Annotated in this window: 12 protein-coding genes; 4 read left to right on the plus strand and 8 right to left on the minus strand. The window is 66.4% G+C overall.

Annotated features, from left to right (window positions below; all coding sequences use genetic code 11):
- Nucleotides 1-496, minus strand: a 496-nt coding sequence (locus ACTHLF_RS04750) for an alpha/beta fold hydrolase (protein ID WP_440325316.1), incomplete at its 3' end; no start/stop codon positions are given.
- Nucleotides 497-639: 143 nt separating this feature from the next.
- Between ACTHLF_RS04750 and ACTHLF_RS04755 the strand changes: the two genes are divergently transcribed.
- Nucleotides 640-1,218 (plus strand): TetR/AcrR family transcriptional regulator, encoded by a 579-nt coding sequence (locus ACTHLF_RS04755; protein WP_440325317.1) that lies wholly within the window; start codon nucleotides 640-642, stop codon nucleotides 1,216-1,218.
- A gap of 5 nt (nucleotides 1,219-1,223) precedes the next feature.
- On the opposite strand, the gene pncB is transcribed toward ACTHLF_RS04755, so the two are convergent.
- Together pncB and ACTHLF_RS04765 are read right to left on the minus strand one after the other, a co-directional pair.
- On the minus strand, nucleotides 1,224-2,402 hold the full coding sequence (gene pncB, locus ACTHLF_RS04760; protein ID WP_440325319.1) for a nicotinate phosphoribosyltransferase: 1,179 nt from the start codon (nucleotides 2,400-2,402) through the stop codon (nucleotides 1,224-1,226).
- The gene (locus ACTHLF_RS04765; protein WP_440325321.1) at nucleotides 2,399-2,782 is read right to left on the minus strand and encodes a hypothetical protein; all 384 of its coding nucleotides are present in this window, start codon (nucleotides 2,780-2,782) and stop codon (nucleotides 2,399-2,401) included. Before ACTHLF_RS04765 ends, pncB begins: the two co-directional genes overlap by 4 nt.
- 94 nt (nucleotides 2,783-2,876) lie before the next feature.
- Here ACTHLF_RS04765 and ACTHLF_RS04770 point away from each other — a divergent pair, with 94 nt between their 5' ends.
- On the plus strand, nucleotides 2,877-3,677 hold the full coding sequence (locus tag ACTHLF_RS04770; RefSeq protein WP_440325323.1) for a c-type cytochrome: 801 nt from the start codon (nucleotides 2,877-2,879) through the stop codon (nucleotides 3,675-3,677).
- A 127-nt stretch (nucleotides 3,678-3,804) separates the two neighbouring features.
- Here the strand turns inward: ACTHLF_RS04770 and ACTHLF_RS04775 are convergent, their stop codons facing one another.
- The 3 genes from ACTHLF_RS04775 to ACTHLF_RS04785 all read right to left on the minus strand — a co-directional run bounded on the left by ACTHLF_RS04775 (nucleotide 3,805) and on the right by ACTHLF_RS04785 (nucleotide 6,586).
- Entirely contained in the window at nucleotides 3,805-4,836 is a 1,032-nt protein-coding gene (locus ACTHLF_RS04775; protein WP_440325325.1) for an aminopeptidase, read from the minus strand.
- A 137-nt stretch (nucleotides 4,837-4,973) separates the two neighbouring features.
- The gene (locus tag ACTHLF_RS04780; protein ID WP_440325326.1) at nucleotides 4,974-5,507 is read right to left on the minus strand and encodes a cytochrome b; all 534 of its coding nucleotides are present in this window, start codon (nucleotides 5,505-5,507) and stop codon (nucleotides 4,974-4,976) included.
- Nucleotides 5,504-6,586, minus strand: coding sequence for a catalase family peroxidase (locus tag ACTHLF_RS04785; RefSeq protein WP_440325327.1), 1,083 nt, complete (start codon nucleotides 6,584-6,586; stop codon nucleotides 5,504-5,506). Before ACTHLF_RS04785 ends, ACTHLF_RS04780 begins: the two co-directional genes overlap by 4 nt.
- A 133-nt stretch (nucleotides 6,587-6,719) precedes the next feature.
- Here ACTHLF_RS04785 and ACTHLF_RS04790 point away from each other — a divergent pair, with 133 nt between their 5' ends.
- Complete coding sequence (locus ACTHLF_RS04790; RefSeq protein ID WP_440325329.1) at nucleotides 6,720-7,235, plus strand: RNA polymerase sigma factor; 516 nt, start codon at nucleotides 6,720-6,722, stop codon at nucleotides 7,233-7,235.
- Nucleotides 7,232-7,981 carry an anti-sigma factor family protein gene (locus ACTHLF_RS04795; RefSeq protein ID WP_440325331.1) on the plus strand — a complete coding sequence of 250 codons (750 nt, stop codon included), beginning with the start codon at nucleotides 7,232-7,234 and terminating at the stop codon, nucleotides 7,979-7,981. Before ACTHLF_RS04790 ends, ACTHLF_RS04795 begins: the two co-directional genes overlap by 4 nt.
- 117 nt (nucleotides 7,982-8,098) lie before the next feature.
- On the opposite strand, the gene lolD is transcribed toward ACTHLF_RS04795, so the two are convergent.
- Both lolD and ACTHLF_RS04805 read right to left on the minus strand, forming a co-directional pair.
- A complete protein-coding gene (lolD, locus tag ACTHLF_RS04800; protein WP_440325332.1) occupies nucleotides 8,099-8,788 on the minus strand; it encodes a lipoprotein-releasing ABC transporter ATP-binding protein LolD in 690 nt (229 codons plus the stop codon).
- Entirely contained in the window at nucleotides 8,781-10,022 is a 1,242-nt protein-coding gene (locus tag ACTHLF_RS04805; protein ID WP_440325333.1) for a lipoprotein-releasing ABC transporter permease subunit, read from the minus strand. The genes lolD and ACTHLF_RS04805 overlap by 8 nt, the downstream gene beginning before the upstream one ends.
- Nucleotides 10,023-10,219 lie beyond the last annotated feature (197 nt).

Below are 10,219 nucleotides of genomic sequence, written 5' to 3' on the forward strand. Positions count from 1 at the left end.
AATCGGCCGCGAAGTTCGCGTGGTACTTAGTCGGGTCCATGTAAAAGAAGCCGTCCGGTGTCAGCTTCACGTCGCTGTTCGGCGGAGGGAACTGGGGCTTCGTCTCAAGCGTCGCGGTGCTCTCGCCGACATCGGGCATCAGCGCGGCCAGGTATACCAGCGCCTTGACCTTCGGATCCGCGCCGGCGTCGGTGATGACCTGCCCACCCCAGCTATGCCCGACCAGGACCACGGGGCCGTCTTGCTGGTCAATCACGCGTCGGGTCGCTGCGACATCTTCCTCGAGACTCGTCTCGGGCTCCTGCACGATGCTGACGTGATAGCCCTTCGCGACGAGCCGGTCATAGACTGCGCCCCAGCCGGAGCCATCCGCAAACGCGCCGTGGACGAGTACAACGTTGCGGATCGGCTCGGCGGCGGCGCTGGCAGGCGTCGCAGTCAGGGCAAGGCCCAGGGCCAGGGCGGTGGCACCCAGCGTGTGTGGAACGAGAGACATGGTTAATCTCCTCGGCTTGAAAGGGGGCGCAATCCAAGCCATCGCCCGTATCCGGCGCTCGCTTTTGATTGCGACTGCCACTATAATACTTTTGATTGTGGATGCAATGTAAAAAGGCGTCCCCGCTTGCAAGGAATTGAGCCGTGCGTGTTTCCAAAGAAAAGGCTGAGCAGAACAAAGGCAACCTGCTGGACGCAGCCAGTCGGCTGTTTCGCGCCCGTGGAGTCGACGGCGTCGGCGTGGCTGAAGTGGCGAAGGAGGCGGGGCTGACCCACGGAGCGCTCTACGCGCACTTTCCGTCCAAGGACGCTCTTGCGGCAGCGGCGTTTACGCAGGGGTTCGCCGGCAGCCTCGCGTCGATCGAGGCCTGGGCAGCGGGCCGGTCGCCGTCCTTCAGCGACTACCTCGATGCGCTGTTCTCGGTACGGGCACGTGACCGCGTTGCCGCGGGCTGCCCCATGGCTGCCTCTGCCAGCGAGGCCTCGCGACACGGCCCTGCACTGAGCGAGAGCTTCGCTAGCGCATTCGAGGACGAGGTCGCGCTGATCGAAGCATCGCTCGACCGCGCTCTGCCAGCGGCAGAACGCCGACGCACGGCGGTCGCAACCCTGGCGGCACAGATCGGCGCCATCGCCGTCGCGCGCGCCGTCTCGGCGCATGACAACGCTCTATCCGAAGAAGTCCTCAAGGCGACGCGCGCGGTGATCGCGCGCGGCGCCTGACTGCGTCAGGCCGCGGGAAGTTCGAACACCCGGCGCAGGTACGCCAGGTAATCCAGGTCTTCGCACATGCTCTTTCCGGGTGAATCGGAGAGCTTGGCGACCGGCTGGCCGTTGCAGCGGGTCATCTTGATGACGATGTTGATCGGCTCCGGCCCGGTGTCGTTGGTCAGGTTCGTGCCAACGCCGAATGACACAAGGCAGCGCCCTTCGAAGTGTCGGTAGAGCTCCATCACCTTCGGGATATCCAGGCTGTCGCTGAACACCAGCGTCTTCGTACGCGGATCGACGCGGTTCTTCTCGTAGTGCGCGAGGATGCGATCGCCCCAGGCGAACGGGTCGCCCGAATCGTGGCGCGCGCCGTCGAACAGCTTGCAGAAGTACATGTCGAAGTCGCGCAGGAACGCGTCGAGCCCGTAGACGTCGGATAGCGCGATACCCAGGTCGCCGCGGTATTCACGCGCCCACGCCTCCAGCGCCGCGACCTGCGAATCGCGCAGGCGCGGCCCCAGCGACTGGAACGCCTGCAGGTATTCATGGGCCATGCTGCCGATCGGCGTCATGCCCTGCTGCATCGCGAACAGCACGTTGCTGGTGCCGGCCAGCTGTTTACCCCAGCCTTCGCGCATGATCCCCAGCGCTTCCTCATGCCACGCTCCCGAGAAGCGACGGCGCGTACCGTAGTCGGCGAGGCGTACTTTCTCGAAGCCCGGCGTGTCGCGCAGCAGCGCGATCTTGGCGCGCAGGCGCTGGCGGCCTTCGGCGAGATCGTGCCCTGGGTACGCATGGCGGAAATACAGCTCGTTGATGATCGCCAGCAGCGGCACCTCGAACAGGATGGTGTGCAGCCACGGGCCACGGATCACCAGCTCGATTTCGCCGTTGCCCTTATCCGAGGGCGCGATGTGGACGTACTTCGCATTCAGCTGGAACAGGCCCAGGAAGTCGACGAAGTCGCTGTCGATGAAGCGCATCGCGCGCAGGTAGTCGAGTTCTGCCTCGCTGAAGCGCAGCGAGCAGAGGTGCGCGAGCTCCTCCTTTATCGCCGGGATGATCGGCACGAGATCCACGCCAGGCGTGCGGCAGCGAAACCGGTACTCGACTTCCGCGGCCGGGTACTGGTGCAGCACCACCTGCATCATGGTGAACTTGTAGAGGTCGGTGTCCAGCAGCGAGCGGATGATCATGCGCTAGCCCCGGTAAGGGCAATCTGCTTCTCCACGGCATCCATGAAGGCTTCCGTACCCGGCCAGGGCGAGATGCGGCCGAGCTTCTTCCCGCGATGGAAGAGGAAAAATGCCGGGATGCCATGCAGGCCGAAGCGCGTCGCCATCTTCGGGTCGTCGTAGACGTTATCGTGCAGCCAGCGCAGCTCGGCGCGCTGGAAGCGCTCCGGCGTGAGCAGGATCTGGCGCTTCGCGATATCGCAGTTGGGGCAGTCGCGCCCCCACAGGAACAGGATGGCGATGCGGTTGTCGTCGGCCGCGAGGTCGGCATCGAGTTCGGCGCTGGTGATCTTCGCCATGGGGAACTGCGCGAAGAACCCGGGGACGGTGGTATCGGACATGGTGGATCCGTGATCGGTTCGAACTCCCCGCATGGGGGCGATGGGGCGATAATTCGAGGGTACTGCGATCATGCGCCCCACCCAAGGAATCCCCGTGCGCCTTTTGCTAGCCCTTTTCCTCGCCGGTTGCGCCGGCCTGGCCCAGGCCGCCAGCCTTTCCATCGATACCGGCCATGGCACGGCCACCCTCAGCACGCAGCAGCTCCTGACACGGCCCGACCTGCGCACGATCGATGTGCCCACCGATGTCTCGTACCAGAAGGCGATGCGTTACAAGGCCGTGCCCCTGAAGGCCTTGCTCGCCGGCGTGCCTGCCGATGCGCACCTGCAGTTCACGGCGCTGGACGGCTTCGCCGCGGAGATCCCGGCGGCCCTCGTGCTCGATGGCCACGGCGCGGAAGCCTGGCTGGCCGTGGAGGACGCTGCGTGGCCCGCACTGGGCGACGGCAAGCCCTCAGCCGGGCCGTTCTACCTCGTGTGGCTGCATCCGGAGGCCGGCAAGGTCGGCCCGGAGCAATGGCCTTACCAGATCGCGTCGATCCGCGTGCTTGCCGATCCTGCGTTGCGCTTCCCGCTGATGCGCCCTGCCCCGGGCCTGGCGAAAGATAGCCCGGTGATGCGCGGCTTCGAGGTGTTCCAGAAGAACTGCATCACCTGCCACACGCTCAACGGCCAGGGCGATGCGAAGCTCGGCCCGGACCTCAATATCCCGCACAGCCCGACCGAATACCTGCGCGAAGGCATGCTGCGCGTACTGGTGCGCAACCCGCAGGACCTGCGCCACTGGCCGCAGGCGAAGATGCCGGGTTTCAGCGCGCAGGTGATCAGCGATGCCGACCTGGCCAACCTCGAGGCTTACCTGAAGCACATGGCGGGGCGTAAAGCCACACCTTGAGCTCACAGCACTGTGGGAGCGCGCTTGCGCGCGATGGGTCTGCGGTAAAGCATCGTTCGCAAGCTCACTCCCACAAGAGCTCGCCCACAGGAGTTCACCGACAAGAGCTCGCCCACAGGGTGGGCTCCTACGGGGTCTTCAGTGACGTGAGATGTTGGGTACGTTCCGCGGGTGGCTGTTTCGCCAGAGCCTGCACTTCGGCAAAAAACGCCGGCCACTGCCGTCCGCTTTGTTCGAACAACGCCGCGAACGCGCCGGTCCACTGGTCATACAAGCCGAACGGCAACAGGCGCGCGTTGTTCATCGGCTGCGCCATCCAGCGGTCGTAACGGTGGTCGCCGCCGGCCTCGTTCTCACGCCATGCCAGGTACTCTCCGCGGAACACTTCGAACGCTTCCGCCTTGGCGACGCGCTTGGCGTCATCGCTCATGGGCTGCGTATACATTGTCTTCAGCCGCTCGCGGAGTGCGAGCACCTGCTCGGTGAACGAGCGGGACAGCATGTCGCCCTTCGGATCCGGCGCGGTGAGCCCCTTCGCCGCGTGCCATTCGCGCACGCCTTCCTGCTCGACGAAGTTGGCATACGACTCGTTGAACGATGAGTCGTTCTTCACGTAGATCTTCTGGTGAGCGAGCTCGTGGAAGATGGTGCCGACCAGGTCATCGTCATCCCAGCCGAGCATGCTGCTGAGCACGGGATCGGCGAACCAGCCGAGCGTGGAATACGCGGGAACATCACCGATGCTCACGTCGTTGCCCGCCGCGCGCTGGCGGGCGGCTTCACGATTCGCGAGGTCGCGGTTGAAGTAGCCGCGGTAGGAAACGCATCCGGCGAACGGGAAACAATGCACCACGGGGTCGACGGAGAGCTCGGGCGTGGCGAACACGTTCCACGCAACCCATGGCCGGTCGAGCTGCACGTAGTAGGTGTAGCTGCGGTTGTCCGGCAAACCGAGCTGCGCACTGGCGAAGCGTCGTGCCTCGCTCGCGGTCACCAGGCGCTGGCGCACCTTGTCGGACGTCCGCGGATCGCCCACCACCTTGTCGATGGGCTTGCGGGCCGCGAGCAGCGCCATCTGCCCGTGGGTGACATGGGCGTAGTAGCCCGCGGTACGGCAACCGGCAAGCAAGGCGAGCATGGCGACGAGGAGGACACGCATCGGGGCATTGTGCCCGATCGGGTGCCACTCCATCGTAGGAGCCCACCCTGTGGGCGACGCCGTTCGCGGGAGAGCCACAGGGGCTGGAGCGTTCCCGCGAAAGATGTCGCCCACAGGGTGGGCTCCTACGACAGCCCTCAGTTGCCTGTGGTCATGGACTTGAGCACGCCGTCGCGGCGGATCAGGCCGTGCATCAGCGCGGCGCCCATGTGCGCCAGGAACGTGAGGAAGAACAGCCACGCAAGGTAGCGGTGCGCCTCACGCAGCCACGCGTACAGTGCAGGATCCTGCGGCAGGATCGGCGGCAGGACGAAACCGCCACCCATCGTCACCGGGTACTTCCCTGCTGAAAGCATGCCCCAGCCGATCAGCGGCATCAGGATCATCAACGCATACAGCACCCAGTGCGAACCCTTCGCGGCGAGCTTCTGCCATTCCGGCATGTCGACGGGCAGCGGCGGCGGCCGGTGCACCAGGCGGAAACCAAGCCGGATCAGTGCAAGGACGAAGATCGCCATGCCCAGCGGCTTGTGGATCGCGAGGAGCGTGGCGTGCTTCTCCGCCAGCGTGCTGACCATGCCCGCGCCGATGAACAGCATCGACAGGATCATGAGCGCCATGAGCCAGTGCAGGACGCGGGCGAACGGATGGAACGTGTCGTAGCGGCTCATGGCTGTCCCTCCTTCGGCCGTTCGGTGCCCGGCAGGTGGCCTTCCTCGCTGGTGCGGCGCAGGTAGGATTCCGCATACGCCGCCGAGCGCGCCACGATGATCGGATCGCCCGAGATTTCCATGCCGTGCGGCAGGATCGCGGGATCGTAGTTCACGTCGCGGCATGGGCCATCGGCCTGCGGCTGCCAGCTGTCGAGGACGATCGTGCCGGCATCGACCACCTTGCGGTCATCGGGCCACGCTTTCGCCGCGTCATCCACCGGATCGCCATCGTTGGCGAAGACGAACTGCAGGTGCCACCGAGCCGGCCCGGCCGCGAGGCGCTTCTGCAGGTCGGCGGCGAGGTAATCCGTATCGCCCGCCGCCGGGCTGCCATCGCCCGTGGAAGGCGTTTCCGGCACGACCTGCCAGCGCACCGCGTGGCGCTGGCCGGAACCATCGCGCAGGTAGAACGCGTTGAGGCTCTTGTAGGTCTCGTCGACATAGCTGGCCGGCGGCTTGGCCTGCGAGATCCACGCCAGGAACGGGCCCGTCTCCGGATGCGAACCGAAGAAGGCCTTGGCCTTGTCCGGGTTCGGCTTGCCCGTGGCGGGGTCCGGCGCGGTGGCGACGTTCAGGTCGTAGAAATCCTTCGGCGTCGATACCGGGAACACCGGCATCGCGTTCATGCCGGTACGCCACTGCTCACCATCGGCCATGTCGAAGCGCAGGGCCATGCTGCGGATCGGTGCCGAGCTATCCGGTGCGTGCGGGTTGCCGCCAGGGATGGCGAACCGCCCGACGAGCGGCGTACTCACGCCCTGGCCGAATAGCTTGGCCTCGGAGAAGCTGGCCAGTTGCCCGTTGGATTCGAAACGGCCGCCCACGCAGATGCCCTTGGCGTGATTACGCCGGTAGCCCGGGTGCAGGCCCGAGTTGGCCTGGAGCAGGCTCACGATCTTCTTCGGGCCGAGCCGGTCGGGGGTCAGCCAGCCGCCGGCATAGCCGAAGACGAGCGCGGTACCGACGACGGCCAGGCCGATCACGCCCCAGCGCCAGGCAAGGCCTGACGGCGGGCGCGGGTTCCTGGGGTCCTGCATGGTGTTTCTCCTTTCCCCGCGACGCGGGGCTTCAAAAGGTGGGACGCACGTCAGCGACTTTTATTCCCCGTGCACGGAATATTCCGTCACGACGGTCGTCTAACCCATGTCCCGCTCCGGCAAGAGGCCCGGCATGCCCGATCCGCAATTCGACGACGCCCTGCGCCTGATGCTGCCGCGACTGCGGCGCTTTGCGCTGTGGCTCGCCCGCGATTCGCATGCGGCGGATGACCTGGTCCAGTCGACGATGGAACGGGCCCTGGCGAAAGCATCCTCCCGCCGTGATGACGAGAGTCTGCGGGCATGGCTGTTTGCGATCTTGTACCGGTTGTTTCTTGACGGGAAACGCCGGGCCAGCCGGTACGCGCTGCTGCTGAACGCGCTGGGCCGCGACGAGGCGCCCACCTGGCCCTCCGCCGAGCGGGTGGCCGAGGCCCATTCGACCCTGGCGGCGTTCGCATCGTTGCCTGTAGAGCAACGCAGCCTGCTGCTCTGGGTCACCGTGGAGGGGCTCAGCTACCAGGAGGTGGCCGGGATCCTGGGTGTACCGATCGGCACCGTCATGTCCCGTCTTTCGAGGGCCCGGCGCGCCTTGCGCGCGCTGGGCGATGGATCCACCGAAACTCCTGCCCTGCGACTGCTGAAATGAGCACCTCACCCCCCAGCGAACACGATATCCACGCCTACGTGGACGGCCACCTGGACGAGCCGCGGCGCAGCCACGTGGAGCGCTACCTCGCCCGCGACGCCGAGCGGGCGGACGAGGTACAGGCCTGGCGCCAGGGTGCACAGCAGTTGCGCGCCCTGCTGGCGGGTGACCTGGCCCCGGTACCGGCCATGGATCCGGTCGCGGTACGCGCCCGTGTCCACGAACGCCGCATGCGGCGCGTGGCGCTGGCCGCCGGGTTCGTGCTGTGCCTTGGCCTTGGCGCGATCGGTGGCTGGGCGGCGCGTGGCATGGGTGCAGGCGCGACGGCGCCCATGGCCGATGCGATGCAAACCTACCGCCTGCTGGCGGTGGACCACGGCCTGGGCCTGGATATCAGCACACCGAATGAAAACGACCTGCGAGCATGGCTCAGCGGCCGCGTGGGTGCGGACGTACGCCTCCCCGACTTCGCCGATGCCGGTTTCCGCCCCATGGGCGGACGCCTGTTCGCCACCGACCAGGGGCCGGCCGCCATGGTCCTGTACGACGACGGCAACGGCCATACGGTGAGCTTCTACGTGCGCCCGCCGGGCGAAGCGCGCCACCTGCTGCCACGCGGCGAACGCGAGGACGGCGGCCTGCTGGCGAACTACTGGTCGAAAGGCAGCCACAACTTCGCGGTGGTGGCGTTGGCTGATGCTGCCGGGCGGCTGAGCGCCGAGAAGATGACTACCAAATCCTTCTGAGCGGCGAGCACCGTAGGAGCCCACCCTGTGGGCGACATATTTCGCCTCACCGCAACAGGCCCTGTGGCGCTCTCGCGAAAGCCGTCGCCCACACGGTGGGCTCCTACGGCGTTTGGCTTAGCGTTCGAACAGCTCGCCGTTGTGCAGCTCCAGCGTGCGGTCCATCCGCTTCGCCAGGCGCTGGTCGTGGGTGACCAGGACGAAGCTCGTGCCGATTTCGCGGTTGAGCTCCAGCATCAGGTCGTACACCGCGGCGGCGTTGGCCTCGTCGAGGTTGCCGGTGGGCTCATCGCCGAGCACGCAGGCGGGCCGCGTCACGAGGGCGCGGGCCACGGCGCAGCGCTGGCGTTCGCCACCGGACATCTCCGCCGGGCGGTGGCGCAGGCGTGCGCCCAGGCCGACGCGCTCGAGCAAGGCGGTCGCTTCCTTCTGCGCCTGCGCGATGGCCACGCCACGGATCAGCAGCGGCATGCAGACGTTCTCGAGCGCGGTGAACTCGGGCAGCAGGTGGTGGAACTGGTAGATGAAGCCGAGCGAACGGTTGCGCTCGCGGCCACGCTCCGCATCGGAGAGTTCGGACAGGACGCGGCCATTGACCTCGACCTTGCCCGCGGTGAGCGTATCCAGGCCGCCGATGATGTGCAGCAGCGTGGACTTGCCCGAACCGGAGGCGCCCACGATGGACAACGTCTGCGCGCGGCGCAGTTCGAAGTTCACGTTGGAGAGCACGCCGGTGCGCAGGTCGCCCTCTTCATAGACCTTGGCGACACCGGTGGCGCGCAGGACGATATCGTTCGGCTTATTCATAGCGGAGCGCCTGGGCGGGCTGCACGCGCGAGGCGCGCCACGCCGGGTACAAGGTGGCCAGCAGCGAGAAGGCAAAGGTGACGACCACCACGGAGCCCACATCGGACCACAGCAGCTGGCTCGGCACCTCGCTGATGTAATACACATCCGGCGCGAGGAAGGTGTGGCCGGTGACGTGTTCGATGAACTTCACGATGGCCGGCAGGTTGTACGACAGCAGCGAACCGAGCAGCACGCCTGCGCTGATGCCGACCACGCCGACCAGCAGGCCCTGCACCATGAACATGCCCATGATGCTGCGCGGCGTGGAACCCAGCGTGCGCAGGATCGCGATGTCGGCCTGCTTGTCCGTCACGAGCATCATCAGCATGGAGATCAGGTTGATCACCGCGACCAGGATGATCAGCGAGAGGATCACGAACATCACGGTCTTCTCCATGTCGATCGCATGGAAGAAGTTGGCGTGCGTATCCATCCAGGTCTGTATGCGGTAGGTCTGGCCGAGCCTGTTCGCCAGGTCCTGCGCGACCGGGAACGCCTCGCGCATGTCGTCGAGCTTAAGGCGGATGCCGGTGGGGCCCGACTGGCCGTTGAGGCGCTCCGCATCGGGCATGCTGACCAGGGCCAGGTTGGAGTCGTACTCCTGCATGCCTAGTTCGAAGATGCCGCTGACGGTGAAATTGCGCAGCTTCGGCACCGCGCCCATTGGCGTCGCCGTGAACTGCGGGACGACCACCGTGACCTTGTCGCCCGTCTCGACGCCCAGCTCCTGGGCCAGCTCGCGGCCGAGGATGATGTTCCAGCTGTGGTCGGTGAGGTCGGTCATCTTCCCTTCGACCATGTGCCGGTCGAGGTCGGAAACCTTCGGTTCCATGTCGGGCACGACGCCGCGGATGATCGCGCCGCTGGAGCGGCGGGCCTGGAGGAAGGCCTGGATCTCGACGTAAGGGGCGGCGCCTTCGACGTGCGGCGTGGACTTCGCCACATCGACGGCGCGCTGCCAGTCGCGCACGGTCTCGTCGATACCGGATACGGTCACATGCGATACCGCGCCGAGGATGCGCGTGCGCAGCTCGCTATCGAACCCGTTCATCACCGACATGACCGTGATCAGCGCGGTCACGCTGATGGCGATACACACGATGGAGACCGTGGAGATGAACGAGATGAACTGGTTGCGCCGCTTGGCCCGCGTGTAGCGCAGGCCAATGAAGAGCTCGAGGGGTCTGAACATACCTGTCGAAAAGCACCTTGGAAGGGGGAGCCGCGACGAAAAACGCGCACCGCGCGGCAGATTGCCCGATGCGGCCCGCCTCGGCAACTAGGACGGGGCCGGGCCATGAACTTGTGGGAGCGGGGGGGCGCGCCGAGGGGGGGTGGGGGCGGCACCCCAACCGCCCCCCCCGCCACCCCCAACCGGGGGGGTGCGAG

This window comes from Luteibacter sp. (genome assembly GCF_051958795.1).
Classification (GTDB): domain Bacteria; phylum Pseudomonadota; class Gammaproteobacteria; order Xanthomonadales; family Rhodanobacteraceae; genus Luteibacter.

Excerpts from the sequence above, each read along its gene's own strand:
- pncB (WP_440325319.1), bottom strand. The coding sequence starts at position 2,402 with ATGATCATCCGCTCGCTGCTGGACACCGACCTCTACAAGTTCACCATG.
- ACTHLF_RS04765 (WP_440325321.1), bottom strand. The coding sequence starts at position 2,782 with ATGTCCGATACCACCGTCCCCGGGTTCTTCGCGCAGTTCCCCATGGCG.
- ACTHLF_RS04775 (WP_440325325.1), bottom strand. The coding sequence starts at position 4,836 with ATGCGTGTCCTCCTCGTCGCCATGCTCGCCTTGCTTGCCGGTTGCCGT.
- ACTHLF_RS04780 (WP_440325326.1), bottom strand. The coding sequence starts at position 5,507 with ATGAGCCGCTACGACACGTTCCATCCGTTCGCCCGCGTCCTGCACTGG.
- ACTHLF_RS04785 (WP_440325327.1), bottom strand. The coding sequence starts at position 6,586 with ATGCAGGACCCCAGGAACCCGCGCCCGCCGTCAGGCCTTGCCTGGCGC.
- ACTHLF_RS04790 (WP_440325329.1), top strand. The coding sequence starts at position 6,720 with ATGCCCGATCCGCAATTCGACGACGCCCTGCGCCTGATGCTGCCGCGA.
- ACTHLF_RS04795 (WP_440325331.1), top strand. The coding sequence starts at position 7,232 with ATGAGCACCTCACCCCCCAGCGAACACGATATCCACGCCTACGTGGAC.
- lolD (WP_440325332.1), bottom strand. The coding sequence starts at position 8,788 with ATGAATAAGCCGAACGATATCGTCCTGCGCGCCACCGGTGTCGCCAAG.
- ACTHLF_RS04805 (WP_440325333.1), bottom strand. The coding sequence starts at position 10,022 with ATGTTCAGACCCCTCGAGCTCTTCATTGGCCTGCGCTACACGCGGGCC.